The 23,926-nt window shown below is 60.3% G+C and carries 15 protein-coding genes and 2 pseudogenes; 15 read left to right on the top strand and 2 right to left on the bottom strand.

Going from position 1 to position 23,926, the window contains the following annotated elements; all coding sequences use genetic code 11:
• Window positions 1-594: 594 nt before the first annotated feature.
• The 8 genes and pseudogenes from QX094_RS08605 to QX094_RS08570 all read left to right on the top strand — a co-directional run bounded on the left by QX094_RS08605 (window position 595) and on the right by QX094_RS08570 (window position 13,757).
• Complete coding sequence (locus QX094_RS08605) at window positions 595-861, top strand: hypothetical protein (protein ID WP_316187809.1); 267 nt, start codon at window positions 595-597, stop codon at window positions 859-861.
• Between the two features lie 103 nt (window positions 862-964).
• The gene (locus tag QX094_RS08600) at window positions 965-4,015 is read left to right on the top strand and encodes a DEAD/DEAH box helicase (RefSeq protein ID WP_316187808.1); all 3,051 of its coding nucleotides are present in this window, start codon (window positions 965-967) and stop codon (window positions 4,013-4,015) included.
• Window positions 4,016-4,395: 380 nt separating this feature from the next.
• On the top strand, window positions 4,396-6,081 hold the full coding sequence (locus tag QX094_RS08595) for a recombinase family protein (RefSeq protein WP_316175747.1): 1,686 nt from the start codon (window positions 4,396-4,398) through the stop codon (window positions 6,079-6,081).
• Between the two features lie 410 nt (window positions 6,082-6,491).
• The gene (locus QX094_RS08590; RefSeq protein ID WP_316187807.1) at window positions 6,492-9,842 is read left to right on the top strand and encodes an autotransporter domain-containing protein; all 3,351 of its coding nucleotides are present in this window, start codon (window positions 6,492-6,494) and stop codon (window positions 9,840-9,842) included.
• 385 nt (window positions 9,843-10,227) lie between these two features.
• Window positions 10,228-12,387, top strand: coding sequence for an exonuclease domain-containing protein (locus tag QX094_RS08585; protein ID WP_316187806.1), 2,160 nt, complete (start codon window positions 10,228-10,230; stop codon window positions 12,385-12,387).
• Window positions 12,388-12,608: 221 nt separating this feature from the next.
• Window positions 12,609-13,049: pseudogene (locus QX094_RS08580) on the top strand (ArdC-like ssDNA-binding domain-containing protein); the annotation flags it as partial.
• Window positions 13,024-13,518, top strand: a pseudogene (locus QX094_RS08575) (TrbI/VirB10 family protein); the annotation flags it as partial. The pseudogenes QX094_RS08580 and QX094_RS08575, both read left to right, overlap by 26 nt.
• A 5-nt stretch (window positions 13,519-13,523) precedes the next feature.
• A complete protein-coding gene (locus QX094_RS08570; protein ID WP_316166678.1) occupies window positions 13,524-13,757 on the top strand; it encodes a DUF2274 domain-containing protein in 234 nt (77 codons plus the stop codon).
• A 299-nt stretch (window positions 13,758-14,056) separates the two neighbouring features.
• On the opposite strand, the gene QX094_RS08565 is transcribed toward QX094_RS08570, so the two are convergent.
• Complete coding sequence (locus tag QX094_RS08565) at window positions 14,057-14,773, bottom strand: acyl-homoserine-lactone synthase (RefSeq protein WP_316166679.1); 717 nt, start codon at window positions 14,771-14,773, stop codon at window positions 14,057-14,059.
• Between the two features lie 703 nt (window positions 14,774-15,476).
• Here QX094_RS08565 and QX094_RS08560 point away from each other — a divergent pair.
• Both QX094_RS08560 and QX094_RS08555 read left to right on the top strand, forming a co-directional pair.
• Window positions 15,477-16,283 (top strand): LuxR family transcriptional regulator, encoded by an 807-nt coding sequence (locus QX094_RS08560; RefSeq protein ID WP_316166681.1) that lies wholly within the window; start codon window positions 15,477-15,479, stop codon window positions 16,281-16,283.
• 407 nt (window positions 16,284-16,690) lie between these two features.
• A complete protein-coding gene (locus QX094_RS08555; RefSeq protein ID WP_316187805.1) occupies window positions 16,691-18,268 on the top strand; it encodes an ABC transporter substrate-binding protein in 1,578 nt (525 codons plus the stop codon).
• On the opposite strand, the gene QX094_RS08550 is transcribed toward QX094_RS08555, so the two are convergent.
• Complete coding sequence (locus tag QX094_RS08550) at window positions 18,255-19,238, bottom strand: LysR substrate-binding domain-containing protein (RefSeq protein ID WP_315754364.1); 984 nt, start codon at window positions 19,236-19,238, stop codon at window positions 18,255-18,257. The two genes, QX094_RS08555 and QX094_RS08550, sit on opposite strands and share 14 nt — an antisense overlap.
• Window positions 19,239-19,258: 20 nt before the next feature.
• Between QX094_RS08550 and QX094_RS08545 the strand changes: the two genes are divergently transcribed.
• The 5 genes from QX094_RS08545 (at window position 19,259) to QX094_RS08525 (ending at window position 23,926) form a co-directional block, all read left to right on the top strand.
• Window positions 19,259-20,377, top strand: a complete 1,119-nt coding sequence (locus QX094_RS08545) for an FAD-dependent oxidoreductase (RefSeq protein ID WP_316187804.1) — start codon at window positions 19,259-19,261, stop codon at window positions 20,375-20,377.
• Window positions 20,358-20,651: a (2Fe-2S)-binding protein gene (locus tag QX094_RS08540; RefSeq protein ID WP_316187803.1), complete on the top strand. Its 294-nt coding sequence runs from the start codon at window positions 20,358-20,360 to the stop codon at window positions 20,649-20,651. The genes QX094_RS08545 and QX094_RS08540 overlap by 20 nt, the downstream gene beginning before the upstream one ends.
• On the top strand, window positions 20,648-22,045 hold the full coding sequence (locus tag QX094_RS08535; protein ID WP_316187802.1) for an FAD-dependent oxidoreductase: 1,398 nt from the start codon (window positions 20,648-20,650) through the stop codon (window positions 22,043-22,045). Before QX094_RS08540 ends, QX094_RS08535 begins: the two co-directional genes overlap by 4 nt.
• A 76-nt stretch (window positions 22,046-22,121) precedes the next feature.
• The gene (locus tag QX094_RS08530; RefSeq protein ID WP_316187801.1) at window positions 22,122-23,060 is read left to right on the top strand and encodes an ABC transporter permease; all 939 of its coding nucleotides are present in this window, start codon (window positions 22,122-22,124) and stop codon (window positions 23,058-23,060) included.
• On the top strand, window positions 23,057-23,926 hold the full coding sequence (locus QX094_RS08525) for an ABC transporter permease (RefSeq protein ID WP_315773510.1): 870 nt from the start codon (window positions 23,057-23,059) through the stop codon (window positions 23,924-23,926). The genes QX094_RS08530 and QX094_RS08525 overlap by 4 nt, the downstream gene beginning before the upstream one ends.

The raw sequence follows: 23,926 nt of genomic DNA, 5'->3' as shown, positions 1-23,926 counted from the left end.
TCGGCCCGGCTTTCAGGTATTCCTATGTGCGACTACAATGGCCGGCTTGACAGCGCAGCCCGAGTACGGCTCTTCCGAGATATGCGGAGGAGAGCCCTTCCTGCTTCCATCGTCGGCAACTGGCGTCTCCGTGGGGGGGCATTGCTGGTTTGCTGCGGCGTGAGCAAAAAGGACAGGACGGGTAGCCCGTTCGACGGTCTTGGTGTCGCTCGCCGGAGGCTCTCGCGTTAGGGGCTGCCGCTTCGCGGCATCGCTATCACTGCCCCAAACGCGGGTGCCTTGTTAACCGGTCTCGCGACTGCACTCGGTCCCGGGTCCCGCCGCTGGCGCAGCGGCCGCTATGCTGACCCTCCTGCGGGTGCCTTTCTCTGCCCTCGCTCCGCTCCGGCTGATCGATCAGCGATGTGTCGGACGCTCGTTCAACATGCTGGTGGCCAGCAGAGACTGTGAAACCTATCAATCTTCACTGAGCCAAGATCGAATCGCTGTCGGCGCGCGTCCAATCAGCGGAAATTGCTCGCCTGACGCACTGCAGATCCTGAGGACATTGGCTGTAGACGCTCGGCACGGAGAGTGGACATCGCATGATACGCGATGATGCTGCTTGGTGACACATCCAACTTCGAGTTGGACACGACAATGCAATCCAGATTCTGGGGTGCCCTTGAGCGTCCGAATCCGCTAAGCGTCAATAGATTCGCCGGCTTTCCGCTCGGTGGTCCCAATAACACGCGAGCCGATATCTTTGCCTTCTATCCTTCGTACGTCCCGCAGCTCGGTGCAGCGGAAAACGACTTCACCAAAGCAATCCGCCGCACCAAAGAAGCCGGCTCCGCGCAAGACGGTATTGGGCGCGCCTAACAAGGCAGCGGTCGCGAGGTTTGCCGTGTCCTCCGCATCGCCTCTCGGACTCTTGGCGCTGCACCTCATGGTACAGTGGCAAGAATCCGGTCGAGGCGGTCTCGTGTTTCTCGCCGAGAATGAGCGTAGGGCCGAGCGTTTGGCCTCCATCATTCAGGCTCTTGAGCCGACCTGTGATGTGCTCGTTTATCCGCGACTGAACACCCTGCCATTCGATGTGCTCGAGCCGTCACGTGACATTGCCGGCAGGCGCAATTCCGTGTTGAGGCGCCTTGCGACTGCGAAGAAGTTGATTCTGCTCGTCACCACGGCAGAAGCGATGATGGAACGGTTGCCCCTCACGGCTGATTGGCCGCGTGTTGGCATGTTGCTTAGGATCGGCGGCGCCTATTCCGAACAGCATCTTCAGGCTCTCTTTGAGAGCCTTGGCTACGACCTGGACGATAGCCCAGACTATCCGGGCGGGGCGCTGTTTCACGGCAACACGTTCGAGATTTTTCCGGCCGGTGCGCGCGGCCCTATCAGGGTCGAGCATTCTGCAGGCAGGATAGGACGGATTGCCGCATTCAATCCGCTAAATCAGGAAGTGATCTCCGAGCTCAAGGAGCTTCAGATCGATCCGATGTCCGAGCGACTGGCGTTCAAGGAACGAGCTCGGAACAAGGCCAGCCTGTTCGAGTACTGCACGCGAGCCAAGTGGGTCGCAGATGCCGAGGTGTCCAAGCACGCAGACACTTGGCTGAGCACGATTGAGGACGCGGCTCCTCGCGCCGAGCGTGATCGAGCCTATGTGAGCCGCCGCGAGTGGGACCAGGCGGCGAAAAGGATCGCTCTGCTGTCGCCAACAGCGCCATACCGGGCTACGCCGGAGTTCTTCAAGGAAGCCGCGCCCCGGAAGGCGCTGCGCGCCTATGTCGAGGAAGCCCAGCGCGGTGACGCACGTGTGGTGTTTGCTGCCGCAGCCGAAGCGGATCTGCGCCTGATGGAGCGGATGAGCGGGGTCAAAGCCGAATGCGCTGCTGATTGGGCGCAGGCAACCGCGAGGGGCAGGCGAGAAGCCGCCTTGCTGGCCGGCTTCGACGCCGGCTTCGTCGTTCCCGGGCGAAAGCCAATTGTCGTCATCACCGCGTCCGACGTTCTCGGCAGCAGGGCCCATCAGCCGCAACCCACCAACTGGGCTTGGACACCTGGCTTCGAAGCCGTGGATCTCCCTGAGCTTGGATCGGTGGTCGTTCATCTGCAACGTGGATTGGCCCGGCTCGGCGGATTGCGGTCGATGGGCAGCGGAGGGGTCTCTGCACGTGAGATGGTCCGGCTGGTGTTCGCCGGAAACGATGCCGTTCTCGTGCCTCTTGCGGAGTTGGCCCTGATCTGGCCATACGCGGCTGAGCTCGGGGATACTTCTCTCGATAGGGCTGATGGAAGTACATGGCGGCCGCGGAGAGCGGCTGCCGAGACCGAGATTCATGTCGTCGCCAAGGAGCTCGCAAAGCAGCGGAGCCAGCGCCGGCGGCGGCCAGCACCGAAGCTTGTGCCGCGGCCTGCGAGCTATGAGAAATTCGTCGCGCGGTTTCCCTATTTCACTACGCCCGATCAGGCCAAGGCCATCCGCGACGTTCTGGACGACCTTGCGTCGGGGCACCCGATGGACCGGATCGTCTGCGGTGACGTTGGCTTCGGCAAGACCGAGGTGGCGTTGCGCGCAGCGGCAGCTACCGTCCTGTCGGGAAGACAGGTCGCTATCGTGGTCCCCACGACCGTGTTGGCTCGACAGCATGTGGAGACGTTCCGCAAGCGCTTTGCGACGCTCGGCATCGAGGTCGGAGATCTGTCGCGGGTCGCGTCGACGGCCGAGGCGCGCAAGGTGCGAGAGGGACTGAAAAGCGGTGAGCTCAAGGTCGTCGTTGGGACGCTTTCGCTGGCATCGAAGGAGGTCAAATTTGCCGATCTAGGGCTCGTCATCGTCGACGAAGAGCAGCATTTCGGGGCAGCTGACAAAGCCATGCTGTCGAGCCTCAACAAGAACGGTCACCGGCTCTGGATGAGTGCGACGCCCATTCCGCGTACGCTTGCGGCCGGCTTGACGGGCCTGCGGGATCTCAGCGTCATTGCAACGCCTCCGGTTCATCGTGTTCCGGTCGTGACCAAAGTGGCTCCCTTGTCGGACATCGCGATCGCGGCTGCCCTGGTCCGCGAGCACCAACGCAATGGCCAGAGCTTTGTGGTCTGCCCGAGGATTCAGGATCTGGACCCGATGCTTATTCGGATCCACACGCTGGCGCCTGAACTGCGGATCATTTCGCTTCACGGCAAGCTGTCTGCCGACGAGATCGACGAGAGGCTGATGGCTTTCGTTGAAGGCGAAGCGGACGTCTTGCTCGCGACCAACATCGTGGAAAGCGGTCTCGACATCCCGCGAGCCAACACCATCGTCGTGTGTTGGCCGGAAAGATTTGGCCTCGCGCAATTGCATCAGCTCCGCGGCCGGGTGGGGCGCGGCGGCATCCGTGCATTTGCGCATTTTTTGACGGACGGCGGCTCCGGCCGATCGGAAAAGCGCTTGTCCGTTCTGGAGGAGCTGAACCGCCCGGGCGCAGGCTTCGCGATCAGCGCACGCGATCTCGATCTCCGCGGCGGCGGAGACATGCTCTCGGATCGTCAGTCCGGTCATGTGCAGGTGTTTGGCCCAACTCTCTACGGCCATCTTCTGACCCTGACTCTTGAGGGCGATCGAGACGGGATGTCCGCTCTCTGGATTCCGGAGTTGAACCTGCCGATCGCGGAGCTTCTTCCGTCGAACTATGTGCAGTCCGAAGCAGTCAGGCTCGAGATCTACGCTCGCGCCTCTCGGTGCCGGACCGATGATGAGCTGGAGGAGCTGGAGGATGAAACGCAGCGCCGCTTCGGTATGCTGCCGCCGCCGGCCAGCAACTTCTTCGCAATTGCCAAGCTCAGGATGATTTGCAGAGAACGCGGGATCATGCGTCTCGACGTGGGACCGGACGCAATTGCGGCCATGCTGCTGCCAGGACGGATCCGGAGGTCGTGCTCCCAATTGCTGCAGCGCGATGGCAATCGGATCATCTATCCCGGGCGGAGCAGCGAGCCTGTGTTGCAACAAATCGAACAGTTTTCGGATCTGTTGGATGAATAGCAGGCGGCACTTCGGTAGTTTTCTGATGCTCGGCGCCGCGACGAGGGTGCTTGGATTTTGAAGCCGCTCCCTATCGTTCGAGGCACTCCTTGGTTCCTTTGCGCGGCAGCCGGCCGTTCGGGAAACAACTGACAAGCGGAACCCATCCCGCTCCCAATCAATCCATTTTCGTCTTGCTGTATCTGCGGTCGTCGCATGATGATCAAGGCATGTTGTTTCCCCGGGCCGCGCCAATTTGTGAGAGAGCGCCGCGGCTCGGATCTATTCGCTCACAGCGGAAGAGCGATGATGGACCTTCCAGCGGCGCGCCTTATCATGGCTGCAGCCGGTCTTGTCAGCTAGCCAAAACGAGCGTTTGATGCTGACGAAGCTGCTGGGGCATGATGATGGTCAATGCGCTCGTCGTCCGCGAGACCCACCTTCCGCAATCACCAAACGGACGTGCAGCGCAATACGTTCGCATGTCGACGGATTATCAGCGCTACTCGATCCAGAATCAGGCTGCGGTGATTGCGGCCTATGCCCACGCCCACGGGCTTTCGATCGTCAAGACCTATGCGGATCATGGCGAGAGCGGTCTCAAGATCAAGAACAGGCCGGGGCTTGCCAAGCTGATTGAAGACGTCAGTAACAGGCGGACCGACTTTGACCATATACTGGTCTATGACATCAGCCGGTGGGGCCGTTTCCAGGACGTCGACGAAGCCGCACACTACGAGTTCATCTGCAAGCAGGTGGGGATCAGAGTCAGCTATTGCGCTGAGCAGTTCGACAATGACGGCAGCATGCTCTCTAACATCGTCAAAAATCTGAAGAGGGTTATGGCGGCCGAATATAGCCGCGAACTGTCGGTCAAGGTGCATACGGGCATTTGTCGTTTCGTTGGACTCGGCTTTCTGCCTGGCGGACCCATTAGCTACGGCCTCGAGCGTGTTTTGGTCAACGAGCGCCTCGAGCCGAAGAAGATCATGGACAGGGGAGAGCGAAAGTATCTCCAGACGGATCATATTCGTCTGCGGCCTGGCGATGCACACGAGATCAGCGTTGTGAAGCGGATCTTCGCACGCTTCCTTCAGGTCAAATCTGAGAAGGCAATCGCCAGAGAACTCAACCGCGAAGGGGTTTTGTGCCGAGGGAAGGCGTGGAGGGCACCCACGATCAGCCGTATGCTGCGAAACGAAAACTACATCGGTAACCTGGTTTACAACAGGCAGTCGAAAAAGCTCGGCGGTGAGCGGATCAACAACCCCGCGAACCTATGGGTCCGCTCTGAGCGGTGCTTTGAGCGCATCATTACAGATGATGTCTTTCTTGCTGTCCAGAAGATCGTGAAAGAGAGGCGCGTTGACGTTAGCGAAGAGGAGATGTTGCTCCGTTTGAAGCGAACATTGAAGAAGGAGGGCCGTCTCACGCCGACGATCATCAACGCAACGGTGGACCTCCCGTCAGCCCGAACCTTTATTGACCATTTCGGGACTCTGCGAAATGCCTACAGGCTGATCGGATATCAGTCGCAACGACGCTGCGAGTACATCGACGTTCGTCGGAGTTGGGTTGAGCCACTCTCGGCCCTCGCGGGACGCATTTGCCAGCAGCTGCAAAAGGAGGGATGTCACGTAGCCCTCCAGAGTATCAAGAGCCGTTGGACCCTCGTAGGTGTTCCTGAGCAGCACCTGATTGTCGATGAACGGCAGCAGATTTTTTTTCGGGTCGCCTATTGGACAGCTGGAGCGCGCCCGGGATTCTCTCCCTTCTGGACCGTTTCTTGCCGACGTCTACCGGCCGGATGGATCGTGGCGATCCGGCTGAATGAGCACAATGAATCCATTCTCGACTACGTCGTGATGCCAACGGCTTCGAATGACAGCAACATGATCAGATTCCGTGAGAATGGGCGTGCCGACCACGGCGTCACCTACCTCAACACGGAAGTCGAGCTTGCCCGGTTAGTGGTTCGCCTGGTCACCAAAGAGAGCCGTATCGCGCGATCACGGCGGCGACAGCGGACCCGACCAGTGAAGCGATCCCCATCCAACGGAAAGGGCGCTGACGCACGGCGTCGATAGAACGCAGGTAGAGATACGCTCCAAGGAGCGACCCGTAGTTCCGTCGAAAGTCGCCGTTCAATTTCGAGATGTGAACAAGGTCGGACGTCGAAGGTGATTGTTCGGCCATCGTTGTCTCCCAGAGTTAAGCCGGCATCCAATGAACCACTGATTTGCCCGACGGTGCAAATAAAATTCGGGTTATACGAAACAAGGGCGGCATGCTCAGGGAGGCACCCGATTTTCCGGCTTGGAGGGCAGGCTGAGTCGGGGACGGTTGCCCGGCATGTCCGACGCAAGGAATTCGGCGGCCATCCTATGTTTGGCCTCCGGGCATCCGTCTCGGAGGGCGGCCACGGATTGTTGGAAACAGACGGTAACATGATGACACGAATGGTAACCTCAGATAATTTGGTATCTTGGGGTGGTTCATGCGTCAGGTGTTGTCTCGCGTAGCGATCGCGGTCGCGTTGGGTTGCTGTCCAGCGTTTCCAGCTTTGGCGACCGATCTTTGGCAGTTCGACTTTACGTCCTCGCGCGGCGGCGGGCAGTTTCTGGTCAATCCGGCCAATTTCGTCATTCCGGTATCAGCTGGCTCGCCGTCCACGTTCAACGTGGTCGGGGCAAATATCACGATCGATGCAGGAGGTGTGCTGGGGACCGCTCACTATACCTTGGGAAGCTTGTCTGGGACGAACTGTACGCCGGCGGAATGTCGCGTGATTTTCTCCGTCCCGGACGTTGTTCCCGGGTTTGGCACCTACGATGTCCTGCTGCAGCTCAATTTCGAGCGGATCTGGGTGAATTGGTCTACGCCCAGTCAGCAACAGATTCAGATGTCGCTGAGCACCAATCCCACGGCAACGTTCAACTGGAACGATGTGGCGACGGCGACGCGGACAGTGGTTTCCGTCGCGCCCGGATGGCTTGCGACACCCATCAATTCCGATTGGAACACGGCAGCGAATTGGACTGTCGGATCGGTCCCCCTTGCGACAGACACCGCCCGGTTCGGAGCCTCCACTGTCACCGCAATCGACGTCAGGCAGGCAACGCAGGTGGCTGGTTTGAGCTTTCTGAGCGGCGCACCGGCCTATACATTCAACGTGACGGGCAATTCCGGCGGCGCCGCGTCGCTGGTGATCAGCGGGGCGGGGATTGACGATCAGTCCGGCAATCGCCCGAGCTTCATGGTGTCAGGTATCTCTGGCAATCTAGGTACGCTCCAGTTTGCCAATTCGGCGACGGCGGGTGACGCGGTCATCACCACGGGCGCCTTCGGAGTCACGCGCTTTACCGACACCAGTAGCGGCGGCACCGCCCAACTCGTGACCAATCTGGGCGGCTCTGTCGACATTTCTGGGCTGACATCCAGCGGGATAAGCGTTGGATCGATTGCTGGCGCCGGCAACTTCATTCTCGGCTCGAAAACCTTGACGACCGGACTGTCGAATACGGACACCGAGGTTTCGGGTGTCATATCGGGGGCCGGTGGCAGTCTGACGAAGGTTGGAGGTGGCGCGCTGATCTTGTCCGGCAACAACACCTATTCAGGAGGAACCCAGCTGAACGCCGGCTCCTTGGTCATTGCCAACAACAACGCCTTGGGCAGCGGCACGCTCAATATGGCGAACGGAACGAGCCTCTCTTTCGCGAACACGGCCGACTTTGCAATCGGCAATGCGATTCAGCTCACGGGGAGTGGACATTTTGCGGCGCCGGCAGGCACGACGCAGACCATCCAGGGGACGATCTCGGATGGAGGTTCTGCTGGAACGGTGGTGTTCGACGGCGTCGGAACGATGGTGCTGGCTGCTGCCAACGCCTACACCGAGGGAACGGTTGTCAACGCGGGGACCTTGCGGCTTTCGGGCAGCGGTACGCTCGGTGCGGCTAGCGGATCAACGACGGTCGCAGGCGGAATCCTCGACCTTGGCGGGACCACTCAGACGCAAAATGGAGGTGTCTTTCTGACGGGTGGGTTGGTCAGAAATGGTGTGATCGCATCCAATACAGACTTTGTCGTTCAATCCGGCACTGCAAACCTCGATCTCAGCGGTGCCGGCGGTCTCACGAAAACGGGCTCGGGTACGTTCGTCCTCGCGGGGACGGCCAGCTACACCGGAGCAACGAATATCAACGGCGGCGTTTTCCAGGTGGACGGCGCGCTCACCGGGACGTCGGCAGTCAACCTGAATTCCGGGATGATAACCGGCACCGGGACAATTGATCCCCTGACGGTCAGCATCAATAGTGGCACCGTCCTCGCGCCCGGAAATGGTACAGCCGGGAGTTCGATGGCGATCGTGGGGAATCTCGCATTTCAATCTGGCGCGATCTATCTCATTCAGCTCAATCCGACAGCCTCGAGTTTCGCCAGTATCAGCGGCACGATGACGGCGGGCGGGGCAACGGTCGAGGCAATCTTTGCTGCGGGCAGCTACGTCGCCAAGCGCTATACGATCTTGACCGCCGGTGGCGGCGTCAGCGGGACGTTTGCCTCCTTGGCGAATACCAATCTCCCGGCTGGTTTCAAATCCGCCCTCAGCTATGACGCAAATGCTGCTTATCTCGACCTATCGCTTGATTTCGTTCCGGCAAGCGCGCCGAACTACGGTGGCGGCCTGTCCGCGAACCAGCGGAATGTTGCCAACGCACTGACGCGGTTCTTCGATACGACGGGCAGTATTCCGCTCGTGTTTGGCACACTTTCGCCCTCGGGACTGACCCAAGTATCGGGAGAGCTCGCGTCAGCTCCGCAGCAGGCCACGTTCAATGCGATGGGGCAGTTTGTCAGCCTGCTCGGGGATCACGGTCAGGCCGGGCGCGACGGCGTTGGCGAAGTTGCCCCGCTGGCCTATGCCGAGGCTGACAGGACACCGAGCCGGCCGGCGGGGAACGCGTTTGCGTCGATGAGCAGGCAGCCAGAATCGCTCGAGCCGCGCTGGAGTGTTTGGGTTGACGGATTTGGCGGGTCGCAGTCGACGGATGGAAGCGCCGGAGCCGGATCAGCTCGCTCCACCAGCCGCATCTACGGCACTGCGGTCGGGGCAGACTATTTGTTGACGCCGGCCACGGTCGCGGGATTTGCTCTCGCGGGTGGCGGCACAGGTTTTAGTGTCAACGCCCTCGGAACAGGGAGATCTGATCTGTTTCAGGCTGGCGCCTATGTTCGACACGTCCAAGGGCCGGCCTATCTGAGCGCAGCCTTGGCTTACGGTTGGCAGGATGTAACGACAGATCGCACCATAGCCGGTGTCGATCGGTTGAAGGCGTCGTTCAAAGCGAACGCCTATTCCGGACGCGTTGAAGCCGGCTATCGCCTGTCGGTGCCCTTGATCCGCAATTTCGGTCTGACGCCCTATGCGGCAGGGCAGGCCGCCCAGCTTGATCTGCCCCAATACGCCGAGCAGTCCGTCGCCGGCGCCCCGGTATTCGCCCTGAGCTATTCCGCCAAGCGGGTGACAGATTATCGGACCGAAATAGGACTTCGGACCGGCTTGTCCTTGGGGGACAAGGATGGCGTGCTCAACTGGCGAGGCCGTATCGCGTGGGCTCATGACTTCAATTCGGATCGCAGCGTCGCTGCAACTTTCCAATCGCTGCTGGGGGCAAGCTTTACCGTCAGCGGCGCGCAGCCGGCGCCGGACGCTGCGTTGACCACTCTGGGTCTCGAACGACATTGGAGCAATGGCTGGTCCGCGGCTGCCACCCTCGATGGAGAGTTCTCGAGCACCACACGTTCCTATTCCGGTAGAGCCTCCATGCGCTATGTCTGGTGACCGCGATATCGCAAGAATCGATGAGAATCATCACGAGCGGCGAGATCATCGGGAGCGAGTGGGACAGAGTCATATCTCTGCGGAAGCTCACGATCCTTCGACTAGGGGCCGTGCTCGGCTCGCCTCGAGATGAAAATCGGCCGCGCCTTGAGTCGCTCCAACGCAGACCCTCAACGAGTCCGTCGATCAGGAGGGGCGCGCATTCGCGCGATGACGGCGAAGGCTCAAGCGGGTACTCACTTGACAAATCGGGGCAGGAAAGAACAAAAATAGAACGGGGTGGCCGCACCGTCAAGAGAGCCCAATGCCCACCCTCACCTCAGAAGGCTTGAAGGGCTGAACCGCGCTACGCTGCGCAACAGAAGGCATGAAAAGAGCGCCCCGGATGAAGCCGCAAGTCCTTCCTGTCTATTACTATCTCGATCATTTCACGGAGATGCTCGGCTTCGTGAAGAAGACTTACGGTGCTGTCCTGACCCCGGAGCACCATGTCTTCATCGAGCAATTTGACGGTCTTCCCAGGGATGCACAATGCCTTCTTGTCCGCATGGTCAATCGACGGGGAGCGATCTTCAATCGCACGCTCTTCAAATATCCAGAGATTGCAGATGTTGAAGCCGCGGCTCTGCATCTGCTTGCCAGCGCCCATGCTCGTGTTCTGCAGGTCGACGATTACGCCGCTTTCGTAACATGCTTGCCCAAAGACACCCTTGTGACGGCGGCGCATGCATCCGGAAGATCCGATATTCGTAAATCCTGGTCGAAGTCCAAGCTCATCGAATACTTTCTCGCCAATGTTCCTTTTGAGGTCGCTGCTCAGCATTGTGGTGGGAAAAGCTTCATCGCGCTTCACAACACGAGGCCGATCGAATTTCTCCTCTATCTCTATTTTGGCAAGACGGAGCGGGATCTCAAGACCTTCGCGCTACGCGATCTCGGCATCATGCGCACCAACAGTGCGACCTCGTTCAGTGCACGATTTGCGGATGGCGATGAAGCCCACGCCTGCTTTCACTATAGTAGCCTGCTCGACCAACTCGAGACCGAAGCCGAGGCGATCTATCGCCAGGGAGTGGTCGACCTGCTCGGCGGACCGCCAGGTCCGACAGATTACGCTCAGGATCTGAGAAGCCGCGCGGCCTTCAAGCTTGGCCAGTTCTTCGAGAAGGGCGCCGATACTGCGCTCGCGCTTCAACTTTATCGTGTCGGTTCGTCCCCCGAATGCCGCGAGCGCCTTGTGCGCCTTCACTACAGTCTGGGCGCGAAAAGTGAATCTGAAGCGCTTCTGCGCCGGATCATTGATGATCCGGCGAGCGACGAAGAGCACGTTTTTGCGGTCGACTTCTATGCGCGCAAGTTTGGCGGTCAGCGAACGGGGCTTTGCACCGAACTCCTGCGCTCGGGGCGCGTCGTCGCGGTCGACGACACACATCGGGGCAACCCGGAGGCCGGTGTCGCTGGGGTCATGCGCCGTCAGGGCAGTCAGGTGTACTTTGCCGAGAACGCATTGTGGCACACCCTTTTCGGCCTTCTGTTCTGGGACGAGTTGTTCGAATCCGGTCAATTGCACAGCGGCTTCGACTGGGTCCCGCAATGTCTCAAAGATCGCACGTTCATCCGATTGTTCAAGGCCCAGGTGGACGTGAAGCTTGCCGCCGTCCGATCGGGTGATGCCCTTCCGCTGATCCTGCGTGCGCTCGCTGCGCGCTGGGGGCGGCCCAATGGCATCTTCAACTGGGATCGCTTTCAGATCGAGGCTGTCCGTACACTTCTCGATCACGCCAGCCCTCACGGCGTTGCCGCGATCTTGCACGCGATGTGCGAGGATTTCCGCGCTATGCGCGACGGATTCCCTGATCTGATGCTGCTTCGCGATGGCGCGGTCTCATTCGTGGAGATCAAGGCAGAGGGTGACGTCATCCGCCGCAACCAGCTCACCCGCCTGCGGCAACTGCAATCAGTCGGGCTCCAGGCAGAGATCTGCAGGGTCGGGTTTTGCTTCGACCCCGGGCAGGATTACATTGTTGTCGATATCGAGACGACCGGGAGCTGGGCCTCTGGCGACCGCATAACCGAGATTGGTGCGGTCAAGATCCGCAATCATCAGGTTGTCGATGAGTGGCACTCCCTGCTCAATCCTCAGCGTCCCATTCCTGCAAATATCACCCGGCTCACGGGCATCACAAACGAGATGGTTCGCGATGCTCCGGTTTTCGCATCTGTTGCAGACAGCTTTCTCAAATTCATGGGTGACGGCGTCTTTGTCGCACACAACGTCAATTTCGACTATGGCTTTATCGCTTACGAGTTCAGCCGTCTCGATCGAAAGTTCCGCTTTCCAAAGCTTTGCACCTGCGCCGGAATGCGACGGCGATATCCCGGCCATAAGTCCTACGGGCTCGGAAATCTGTGCCAGATCTATGACATCGAACTCGAGAGCCATCATCGCGCACTCTGCGATGCGAAGGCTGCCGCCCAGCTGCTCAATCTGATCAACAGGAAGCGCGAAAGTGAGGGCCCGCTGGCGGAGGAACAGGCCGCTTAAAGATGCGGCGCTGTCCCCAGAGAGGCAATACACGCCTACAGCTCATCATCCCGGTGGACGTCAAACGGCGATGTCCTCCCCGGAAGCTCCGGAGGGATTCATGGGCCGTCCGCCCTGGATGGGCGTGAAGCTCGTTGAGAGCAAGAGTGCAGGCCGGGTTTTGGCCGTGACGGGTTGGAAGTGGCGAGAGAGTTCCGCCGCGCCCGTCGCGGAGATCCGCGATGCAGGGACGGAGACTTGGTGCGCGCGCCGGCGAGAGCCGGGCGAGCCTCTATGAGGAGATCACGAGCAAGATCATCGGTGAGCTGGAGGCTGGCCGGGTGCCCTGGGTTCGGCCATGGGGGACGCAAGCGGCGAAGGCTCAGCTGGCCTTGCCACGGAATGGGGCTACGGGTCGGCCGTACTCGGGGATCAACGTTCTCATCCTCTGGGGGGCAGTCATCGAGCGCGGGTTGACGGGCCAGAGCTGGTTGACCTTCCGGCAAGCTCTCTCGCTCGGCGGTCATGTCCGCAAGGGCGAGCGCGGCGTCTCTGTCGTCTACGCCGACCGCTTTGTGCCATCGGATGAACGGCAACGTGCCCGCGAGGTCGGCGAGGAGGCGCAAGCCATTCCGTTCCTGAAGCGGTTTACTGTTCACCGCTCAGGTCACCGAGAACGTGTTCGATTCGCCGTCAGGCCGCTTCCTGCTTGTCCCGCAGGGCGCGCGGCTGATCGGGATATACGATAGCCAGGTGACGGCCGGGCAATCGCGCGTGCTCCTGGTCTGGACCAGGCTGATCATGCCCAATGGCCGGTCGATCGTTCTGGAACGGCAGCAGGGCGCCGACGCTGCCGGTTATTCGGGTCTCTCGGACGAGGTCGATAACCACTTCAGGCAGCTGGTTGGCGCAGCGCTGCTCTCGACGCTGCTCTCGATGGGCAGCGAGGTCAACGCGGGCACCAATCAAAATACGAACAATGCCGCGATCATCCAGGCGCTCCGCCAGGGCTTCGGCAACTCCATGAGCCGCACAGGTCAGCAGCTGGTTGGTCAACAGATGAACGTCCAGCCGACTCTGACAGTGAGGCCGGGCTTTCCGGTCCGCGTGATCGTCAATCGTGACCTCGTGCTCGAGCCGTATCAGGGGTAGCAGTCATGGCGAAGCTGAAGATCTCGGAACTTCCCGATGAGAAGCCGGTCAAAATCACGGTCGAACTGTCAGCGAGCGTGTTTCGCGATCTGCAGGCCTATGCCGAAGCTGTCGGCCGCCATTCGGACCAGCCGGCCAATGATCTTGGTCGCCTGGCCTCGGCAATGGTGGCACGTTTCATGGCGACTGATCGGGCGTTTGCCAAGTCGAAGCGGGCACCAGCCATCAAGGCCAGATAGACCCGGAGCCGCGCATCGCGTTGGCTTCCTCCGCAATGCATACAAACCAGGACCGCCTGGCGCTCAAAGTTGATACATTCGGCGTTCCTGAAGCAGGGAAGCTTGTGAGCGACAAATCCAGCGTGGCAGGCTTTCTTGAGCGAAGCAGCCGACGCGTTGATCGCCACCGATTGCGGTGATGCCGCATCTTCTTCAGAGACGGTCAATCGCGCTGAGGCCCAAAGCCTGATGCAAGCGCTGATCGGCCCTCACTGGCGGGCCCTGCGGCGGCAAGATGGTCGAAGGTTCGGGGATCGCGCTCATCCAGCCTCCACGAGCCCTTCCAACTCTGGGCTGCAGGCCAGTCCTTTGGGCTCCGATGGAGCATCCTCTGCCAAGCGCCGGGACGGTGCTGATGGGACAGGCCCAGGAGAAGGGCTTTCATGCAGCGCTTTAGGGACGCCCGTATGCTGGCGAACCAATTCCAGGACGGCTGATGATACCCCGATATAGGCTGCCCCAATGTCATGCCCCGGAAACGGCAGCTTCGCTCCCAGTGGCCTCACCGGGCAGCCATGGGCAGCGATGACATTCTTGAAGATCCAGCTGGGCATGACACCAAGATAGGACGAGATGCCGTTGGCGAGGCCGAATTCCTGACAAGCCTGTATGAGCTGCCCGATCACTCGGCGCCGTCCGCCGGTGCTCAGCGCACGATCGCAGCCGAATCGCGATGCTTCCCAGATTTCGTCCGAATGCGGCAGCAAGCCTTCAACCAGGTTAGGCCACAAGGACTTGACCATGTAGGGGCGTGTGGTCGGAATCAGCCGTGCAGTTCCAAGCGCCTGATCTTGCTCGTCCACCACCAGGATGTAGGTGGCTGCCGGTGTGTCGAACTCATCATATTCCATGCCCTGATAATGAGGCACGGACCACCCCTGGCGCTCGACGAACATCCGGTACCGCAGCCGATGATGCGAAATCCAGGCTTCGCCATATCGATGGACGGTTTCCCACCTGATTAAAAGGGTACGCATGAGCATCTTCCAATGTGCCACGTGACGGGAAGATGCAGACTAATCGGCACAGCGTCAGCGAGGCAGCTACCCAGTCGAGTAGTTCGCGCGTCTGTGGAGCGGCTGCTGTCCTACCGGCTGCTCAGAGGAAGACAACTGTCAGACATCGCCCCAATATCACCTACAATCTGGCGCAATTCTGAGTTGTATTGGGGTGTAGTTCTTGGCTTTTGCAAGGCTCGTCCAGGCCCGTTTGAACGGGTTCAGCTTGGGATGGCCGCGAGGCCTGACTTGCGCGTGCTGCGTGCCGGGAGAATGTCCCTGGTGCGCATGATCCGATCGAAACTTGTACCAGCAATCTCGTGCATGCTGACACAAGTGCCGAAGATCGCTCATCAAACAGGCACTTTGCTGCGCGATCTGATTGCCGGAGTCGGCAAGATCGTCAGGGCCGCCGCTTCCGGAGAAGGGCATTGTTGATGACATCGCGGCTTCTGAAAAAATCAATCGAATATGATCGTCAATTGCACGACGGAGCGTATCATGGTACGGTCTACCTCAGGTTGGGTTGGAGTTTGGACAAGCAAGCGCCTGCTTCTCGCCTTGATAGAGGCAGACGAGGGGGCAAGGACGGACCGTCGGCAATCGGGACATTCAGACGGATTCGTTTTCACGATCACATCTGGGCGGAAGTTTGCGCAGCTTTGTCTGCCGTGAGGTAGCAATGGACCTCTTCAGCTTCATCGATTGTGCAAACCGCACGCAGTCGCTGTCCGACCTCTTCGATCTTCTCGTCAGTTCTGCAGCCGATGAGGGGTTCGGCCAAGTGGCTTATGGCGCCCTGAACTATGAAGAGACGGTACGGCTGCCAGAGCATCCTATGCCGGCCGTCGCTCTCAACTTTCCGCTCGATTGGCGAGAGCACTATTTCGAGCGCAAGTATCACGAGATCGATCCGGTCGTCAGGCGAACCCCGTTTCATAGCAGTCCATTCATGTGGGATCAGCTGCTCGAGCAGAAGCAGCTGCAGGATGGCGAGCGGTTGGTCCTTCGTGAGAGCCGCGAAGCCGGTCTCAAGCACGGGGTGAGCGTGCCGCTGTTTGGGCCATCGGGGCGCATCTCCGTTCTATCCTTTGCATCCAGCTTCGACGATGCCGACCCGATCCGGCATATGAAGCATCTTCACGCCTTGGCGTGTCAGTTCCATGTTGCTTTTGGCGAGCTTGCCCAGCCAGCGATGGGCAAGAAGGCGATTGGGCTCTCGCAGCGCGAACGCGAATGCCTGAAGTGGACCGCAGAGGGCAAATCCTCCTGGGATATCGGAATCATCCTCAAGATCAGCGAAAACACGATCAACTTCCACCTCAAGAAGGCGATGAGAAAGCTTGGCACGAACAGCCGGACGGTCGCCGTCGTGAGGGCGATAAGGCTTGGTCTCATTGAGATCCCCGGATTATCCGGCCCATCCGTGTCGGCGTGGACCGACACGCCACCGACTGAAGCCGACGCCGCCCGACCGTTGCCGCTCTGACACTCACGACGAAGCGCCGTTCCTGCGCGGCGCGCAATTGGCGAAACGGCGCGATGGTCGCGCGCAATCGCCAGCTTTGAGATCGATCGCTTCCGTAAGCCAACCACGGCGCGTCCTCCATCGATGCGCGCGGCGGTGTGGCGGCACAGGGTTCCGCGTGCCGCCTGTGACGGAGCTATGCTCATGCTCTCATGGGGGCCGTTCCGGATGGAGGCGACGCGCTCCGGGTAGACGGTTCGCCGGGTCTGCAGTCGCTGCCGCCTGGGTCCTGGTATTCGAACTTTTGGGCCGCGGTTGAGCTTCGCCGTTAGCCCATAACGCCCAAGAATAGGTCTCCTTGATTTCGGACTTTGACAGAGATGCAGGACTCTTCCAGCCTGATGCGTGGGCAACGGGCGAGGCACCGGATGAAGTACGTCTCTATGAAGTACGTCTATATGTTGGCTTTCTGCATCGCCGTCACGGTGAACGCGACCGGTGATGTGTCTGCAGCGGAAGCCCCGGGGACCACCCTGCAAATCGGGGCCGGCGGATCAGACATTACCACGCTCGACCCCCATCGTGCGACGACCAGCACCGACAAGCCGCTGATCGGCCTGATGTTCAACGGCCTGGTTCGATTCAAGCCAGGGAGCGCGGACCCTAAGGATCTCGAGCCCGATCTCGCCGAGCGGTGGGAAACGTCCTCAGACGGACGAGTCTGGACCTTCTTCCTCCGAAAGGGCGTCAAGTTTCACGGCGACTGGGGCAGCCTCTCCGCAGATGATGTCGTCTACTCGCTGACACGTGCCGCAGACCCCAGCCGATCGAGCTTCGCTGCAGACTTCTCCGCGGTGGAGAGCATCGCCAAGGTAGACGGGTCCACCGTTCGCGTGACCCTGAAGTATCCAGATCCGAATTTCCTCGGCCGCTTGTCCAACTATCACGGCGGAAACATTGTCTGCAAAAGAGCAGTGGAGGAGCTCGGAGACAAGTTTGCCTCCAACCCCGTCGGTACGGGTCCGTTTGCGTTTTCAGAGCATGAAACGCAGCGGCATGTGAAGCTGGTCGCAAACGAGGGCTATTTCCGCGGCCGGCCGCAGATCAGCAATATCATGTACCGTACGATCCCCTCCGACAGCGCCCGCGAGCTCGCCTTTGCGTCTGGAGAGCTCGACGTCATCCAAGGCCGGCGCGAGCAACGCTGGGTCGATATGACCCGCCAGCGCGGCAACATGGTCGTTGATGTCTTCCGTCCAGGAGAGTTTCGAACGCTCCACATCAACAGCAGTATTCCGCCGCTCGATGACCTGAAGGTCCGACAGGCAATCGCCGCTGCGGTCAATCTCGACGATCTCGTGCAGTTTGTCGGTAAGAGCGTCAGTCTGAAAGGCTGCTCGGTCGTGCCCCCGGGCTATATCGGAGAGGACTGTTCATCAGGGGCTTATGCTTACGATCCGGTGAAGGCCAAGGCACTTCTGGCCGAAGCGGGCTACCCAAATGGCCTGACGCTCAAGGTCGTGGTGTCCAACATCTCGGCTATCCTGCCGACAATGGAAATTATTCAGCGCCAGCTCGCAAAGGCCGGTATCAAGCTGGATATGAGCGTTGTCGATCACGCCACGTATCAGAGCCAGATTCGCGGCAATGCCAGCGCTCTGGTGTTTTATGGCGCCGCCAGATTTCCGGTCGCCGACACGTACCTGACCGAGTTCTATCACTCGAGCTCGAGCATTGGAAAGCCGACGGCGGTTGCCAACTTCTCCCATTGCGACGTTGCGGACGCCGACATACAGGCGGCGCGGGTGGAAGGCAGTGTGGAGCGGCAGCAGGAGCTGTGGAAGGAGGCTCAGCGCAAGATCCACGACGCCGTCTGTTCTATTCCGCTGTTTGAGCTTCAGCAGGTCTGGGGGCACAGCAAGCGTGTCAACTACGGCTATGAGCTCAAAGGAGCCATGAATCTCGCTCCGCCGATCACCGAGGCGACGACGCTTATGCCGCGCTGAGCGACTCCTGGGAGAGCCGTGCGGCCGTCGTGCGCGCCTGCTGCAGGAAGGCGTCGACCAGACTTGCATTGCGGCTGTCGCGCATTCGACAGAGCTGGAAGTCGTAGGACAAAGCGGGCTCGAAGCGTCTGATGGCCAGACGGTCCTGAAGCCCGCTGAACATCAAAGGGTGCACCAGCGCGACGCCGAGGCCGGCTGCCACGAATTCGCACAGGGTCGGCGAGACATTGGCAACGAGCACGGTGTTGGGTCTGACGTTGTAGGCGTCGAACATCGTCGCAATGCACTGACCGGCCTGGCTCTCAGGGTCGAAAGACACGAAGGGAATGTTGTCGAGATCATCCGGCTCCACAACGTTCTTCATGGCGAGGGGATGATCGGTCGGCATGATGCAGACGAGCGGGTGCTGGGTCAGCGGTTCGGCGATCACATAGGGATTGTCGATCCGCGAGCTGACAAGGCCGACATCGAGCTTGCGTGTGACCAGCCAATCCACGATCCATTCCGAGCTGCGTGACTTGACCGAGCAGAACACGTTGGGATGCTGCTGCAGGAAGCCCATCGTCGCCTGCTGGATGAACGAACGCGACAAAGCCGGCATGACTCCGACAAGAAGCTGCCCCTGCTCCTCGCGGCGGATGGCCTCGACGGCATTCTCCACCTGGCGGACACCTGAAAAAATCCGATCAATCTCCTTGTAAAGCCGCATGCCGCGCTCTGTCGGAGCAAGGCGGCCCTTGACGCGATCGAACAGGCTGAGCCCGGTATCCTCTTCGAGATGCGCGATCAGTTTGCTCATCGCGGGCTGGGAGATGTTGAGGATCAAAGCGGCTCGGCTGATCGAGCCGCTCTCGATCACCGCTTTGAACGCCTCGACCTGTCTGAGATTGATCTGACGAGCCATCCCATAACCCTGAAGAATACAGCCAGAGATTTTCGACTTTGACCAAATATCTCTTTTTGTCGTCATATTGGGCAAGAGGAAATCTGATGCATCCTGAGATAATAGTTATCGGTGCGGGCACGGTCGGTGCTGCGATCGCTTATGGGCTTGCGCGAAGACAACGCCGAGTGCTCGTGCTCGACGGTGACGATCGCGACCATCGTGCGGCGCGGGCCAATTTCGGCCTTGTTTGGCTACAGGGCAAAGGCCAGAACATGCCCGCCTATCAGCAGCTGTCACGCCGTAGCGTCGACATGTGGTCCGACTTTGCGTCGGAACTCACTGATCTGGCCGCGTTGGATCTTCAGTATGAACAGAATGGCGGTTTGGCGTTCTGCCTCGGAGATGACGCGTTCGAGAAGCGCCGCTTGGACCTTCAGCGGCTGCAGAATCAGCTCGGCGGAGCGGAGGCGGATTGGCGGATGCTCGATCGCGCTGAACTGGCCAAACTGCTTCCGAAGGTTCGATTGGGGCCTGACGTGGCCGGCGCCAGCTTCGGCCAGCGGGACGGGCATGCCAATCCGCTTCAGCTCCTTGCGGCTCTTCATGCCGGAATCCTGCGTCTGGGTGGAGATCTGCGCCGAAACGCTGCGGTGCGGCAGATCGTGCCCAGCGAGGCGGGCTTTACGGTGACGTTCGGAAACGAGACCGTCAGTGCGCCGCGCGTGCTGATCGCTGCGGGTCTCGGGTCTCAGGCGCTGGCGCGGCAAGTGGGTCTTGAAATCCCGCTGCGGCCTCAACGCGGGCAGATCCTGGTGACCGAGCGCCTTGAACCATTTCTGCCTCTGCCGACGAGCGGCTTGCGTCAAACCCGGGAAGGCACCGTGATGATCGGTGCTACCCATGAGGAGACCGGTTTCGATAGCTCCGCGACCGCGATCGCGGCGGCAGATCTCAGTCGGCGGACGCTTCGCATCGTGCCGGGGCTTGCTGAGGCAAAATTGGTTCGGCAGTGGGCCGGGTTGCGCATCATGACCCCTGACGGGTGTCCCGTCTACGCCCAGTCCCAGAAGCACCGGGGAGCCTTCGTGGCGTTGTGCCATTCAGGCGTCACGCTTGCAGCTCTGCATTCCACCGTCTTGGCCGATGCCATCTCGGCCGGCCAGTTGCCGGATTCGCTCGATATCTTTCATCAGAGTCGCTTTGATGTTCCGAAAGCTGCATGAGCCCGTTGAGACCGTGACGGTCTATATCGAAGGCAAACCTGTCACGGCGGAGCCGGGCGAAAGCCTGGCAGCTGTGCTGCTCCGGCAGGCTGTCGTCTGGTCACGCCCCACGCCGGTCAAAGGGAGCGGGCGAGCTCCCTATTGTATGATCGGCGTCTGCTTCGACTGTCTCGCTCAGGTGGATGGAATCGCCTCGGTTCAGACCTGCATGACCCCGGTTCAGGAGGGCATGAAGGTTGAGCGCCAGCAGCGTAAGCGGTGCTTGCCGTCATGAGCACCACCGATCTTCTCATCGTAGGGGCTGGCCCTGCTGGCATGACAGCGGCCATCACAGCCCGCCGCTATGGAATTGACGTCCTGGTTGTGGACGATCAAAGTTCTCCTGGCGGGCAGATCTGGCGCTCGGTCGAAACCCAAGCGGCGACCCCGAGGGGAGCCATCCTTGGAAGGACTTATCAGGACGGAAAGGCTGCGACCGATGCATTCCGCGCCAGTGGCGCGCGGTACGAGCCTCGTACACAGCTTTGGCAGGTCGAACCTGGTTTTCGTGCCTTCGTGACCCATGATGGCAAGGCCAGGACGATCGAGGCGCGCGCCATCATCCTCGCAACCGGCGCCCAGGAGCGGCCTGCTCCCTTCCCAGGCTGGACACTGCCGGGAGTCCTCACGGTGGGTGCCGCTCAGGTCCTGTTGAAGACCGCCGGGCAGATCCCCTCCAAGCCGGTCTGGGTCGCTGGTTGTGGCCCGTTGCCGCTTCTCTACCTCGTTCAGTTGCTCAACGCCGGAGGTCAGATCGCCGGCTATCTGGACACGACACCGGCCGGGAGTCATTGGGCGGCGCTCCGGCATCTGCCGAAGGCCCTGCGTGCCAGTGGGGCGCTCCTCAAAGGGCTCGCGTGGACGGCCGTCCTTCGACACCGGCGTGTGCCCGTCGTCCGTCATGTCATCGACCTCGTGGCGCACGGATCGGACCGGATCGAATCCATCAGCTATCGAACGGCCGATGCACAAGAGAAGACCGTTTCCGCGGATAATCTGTTTGTGCATGAAGGTGTCGTGCCGAACGTCCATGCACCGCTGGGGCTGGGCTGCGCGGTTGAATGGCGTGACGAGCAGGATTGCTACGTTCCGGTTCTCGATCAATGGGGTGAAACGACCAAAGCCGGTATCTTCGTTGCCGGGGACGGCGCGGGCATTGCTGGCGCGAAGGCCGCGCAATTTCGTGGGGCGCTCGCAGCACACAGGCTGGCAGTCAAGCTCGGCTATGCGGACGAGCAGATCGTGCTCAAGGAAGCGCTGCGCGTTCAAAAGAGTTTGGCTCGCGAACTTGCCTTGCGGCCCTTTCTTGACACCATGTTCAGACCCCACGGCAGGATTTTTAGTCCGTCCGATGAGACCGTCGTATGCCGCTGCGAGGAGGTCACGGCAGGAGAGATCCGGGCGATGGCGCAGATCGGCGGCTCCGGCCCGAACCAGATCAAGGCCTTCACGCGTGCAGGGATGGGCCCCTGCCAGGGGCGGCAATGCGGTTATACCGTCACCCGCATCCTCGCGGAAATCCAGGATTGTCCTATGGGGGAGATCGGCTTCTATCGAGTCAGGCCCCCGCTCAAGCCCGTGACGCTTGGAGAGCTGGCCACACTCGATCAAGAGGAGGAGGTGTTGTGAGGCACTTTCCCTGTCTGGAGAGAAGAGTTCAGTCCGAACATTCTGGTTTCTGTTCGCGAATGTGCTGGGTGATCCAATGATCAGCTTTGCCTTCAAGCGGCTGCTGCTGGCCCTCCCCACCTTGCTGGTGATGCTGACAGCAATCTTCGTGCTGGTGCGTCTCGTTCCGGGTGATGCGGCATCCGTCATCCTTGGCGATCAGGCAACCGAAGCCTCGCTTCGCGCGATGCGCGCCCGGCTCGGGCTCGATCAGCCGATCCAGGTCCAATATCTTCACTTTCTCGGTGAGGTGCTCACCGGAAATCTCGGGCAATCGCTGAGCAGCGGCCGGACCGTCGTGCAGGAGGTCCTGCTGGTGTTGCCCTCCACAATCCAACTCACCTTGGCGGCCATCGTGATCGGAATCGTCCTGGGTCTGCCGCTCGGAATTCTCGCCGCGCTCGGCCGCAACAGCTGGATCGACTACGTCTCGCGGCTGGTCTCGTTGGTCGGGCTATCGTTCCCAGCGTTTGTGTCAGGCATTCTGTTGCTCATCGTATTCGCAATCCAGCTGGGATGGTTCCCCGTTCTCGCGTCCGATAGCACTGATCCGATCGAACGGTTACGAAGCCTTGCCTTGCCTGCGCTGAATCTCGGCTTGATCCTGATGGCCTATGTGGTGCGTGTCACGCGGTCATCCATGCTGGGAGTCCTTGGCGAGGATTACATCCGCACAGCGCGCGCGAAGGGAGTGACTCCCACCCGCCTCGTCATGCGACACGCTCTGCGCAATGGCCTCATTCCGGTGGTTACCGTTGTTGGCCTCTACTTCGGTACGTTGATCGGAAATTCGGTGCTCACGGAGATCATCTTCAACCGGCCCGGCCTCGGCAAGCTGATCTTCGGGGCACTCAACGCTCGCGACTATACGCTGCTCGAGGGGCTGATGATCATCTTTGCCATCTGCGTCATCGTCGTGAATACGCTGACGGACATTACCTATGGGCTTATCGATCCGCGGGTGAAATACAAATGACGGTCGGGGTTGCATCGGTTGCAGTATCGCAGCCCAGTCGATTGTGGCTGGCCTTCTCCAGAAATCCTCTCTTCTGGCTGGGTGCGCTGCTCCTCGCGCTCATCATCGTCGTGGCGGTGCTCGCGCCGGTGATCGCGCCTCATGACCCGCTGGAGCAGAATATCGTGGCCAGGCTCGAGCCGCCGTCAGCGGAGTTTCTGTTCGGAACGGACAATTACGGCCGAGATGTCCTGTCCCGTCTGATCTATGGCGCCCGCATCTCACTGATGGTCGGTTTCGTCGCCATCCTGATTGCGATGACAATCGGCTGCACGATCGGAATCGTTGCGGGTTATGTCGGAGGAGCGCTGGATCAGCTCGTGATGGGAGTGCTCGATGTCATGCTCTCGTTTCCAGCTCTCCTGCTCGGCCTCATGATTGCGGCGATGCTCGGCGCCAGCCTTCAGAACCTGATCATTGCAATCGCAATCACGGAGATCGCGCCGTTTGCGCGAGTTGCCCGGGCGCCAACGATTGCCTTGAAGCAGCAGGACTTCGTGATCGCCGGCCGAGCGCTTGGGTTCGGACCCGTCCGGATCATGGGGGTTCATATTCTCCCCAATCTCATCTCGGATGTCGTGGTGATGAGTTCACTATGGATGGCTTCCGCGATTCGCACGGAAGCATCGCTGAGCTTCATCGGGCTAGGCGTTCCGCCACCGACACCGACCTGGGGCAGCATGATCCGCGAAGGGTTCGACAATATCCTCGACGCCTGGTGGCTCGCGGTCTTCCCGAGCCTTGCGATCCTGTTGACCGTGCTCGCCCTCAATCTCCTGGGAGACGCTCTGCGAGACGCCATCGATCCAAAGCTGCGGGGGGAATAG

It is taken from the genome of Bradyrhizobium sp. SZCCHNS1050 (assembly GCF_032484785.1).
GTDB lineage: Bacteria > Pseudomonadota > Alphaproteobacteria > Rhizobiales > Xanthobacteraceae > Bradyrhizobium.
This window is presented reverse-complemented; position numbering and strand designations above follow the sequence as displayed.

Bases quoted from the DNA above. Each gene is read 5' to 3' on its own strand.
- QX094_RS08605 (WP_316187809.1), top strand. From the start codon at position 595: ATGATGCTGCTTGGTGACACATCCAACTTCGAGTTGGACACGACAATG.
- QX094_RS08595 (WP_316175747.1), top strand. From the start codon at position 4,396: ATGATGATGGTCAATGCGCTCGTCGTCCGCGAGACCCACCTTCCGCAA.
- QX094_RS08590 (WP_316187807.1), top strand. From the start codon at position 6,492: ATGCGTCAGGTGTTGTCTCGCGTAGCGATCGCGGTCGCGTTGGGTTGC.
- QX094_RS08585 (WP_316187806.1), top strand. From the start codon at position 10,228: ATGAAGCCGCAAGTCCTTCCTGTCTATTACTATCTCGATCATTTCACG.
- QX094_RS08570 (WP_316166678.1), top strand. From the start codon at position 13,524: ATGGCGAAGCTGAAGATCTCGGAACTTCCCGATGAGAAGCCGGTCAAA.
- QX094_RS08565 (WP_316166679.1), bottom strand. From the start codon at position 14,773: ATGCGTACCCTTTTAATCAGGTGGGAAACCGTCCATCGATATGGCGAA.
- QX094_RS08560 (WP_316166681.1), top strand. From the start codon at position 15,477: ATGGACCTCTTCAGCTTCATCGATTGTGCAAACCGCACGCAGTCGCTG.
- QX094_RS08555 (WP_316187805.1), top strand. From the start codon at position 16,691: ATGAAGTACGTCTCTATGAAGTACGTCTATATGTTGGCTTTCTGCATC.
- QX094_RS08550 (WP_315754364.1), bottom strand. From the start codon at position 19,238: ATGACGACAAAAAGAGATATTTGGTCAAAGTCGAAAATCTCTGGCTGT.
- QX094_RS08545 (WP_316187804.1), top strand. From the start codon at position 19,259: ATGCATCCTGAGATAATAGTTATCGGTGCGGGCACGGTCGGTGCTGCG.
- QX094_RS08540 (WP_316187803.1), top strand. From the start codon at position 20,358: ATGTTCCGAAAGCTGCATGAGCCCGTTGAGACCGTGACGGTCTATATC.
- QX094_RS08535 (WP_316187802.1), top strand. From the start codon at position 20,648: ATGAGCACCACCGATCTTCTCATCGTAGGGGCTGGCCCTGCTGGCATG.
- QX094_RS08530 (WP_316187801.1), top strand. From the start codon at position 22,122: ATGATCAGCTTTGCCTTCAAGCGGCTGCTGCTGGCCCTCCCCACCTTG.
- QX094_RS08525 (WP_315773510.1), top strand. From the start codon at position 23,057: ATGACGGTCGGGGTTGCATCGGTTGCAGTATCGCAGCCCAGTCGATTG.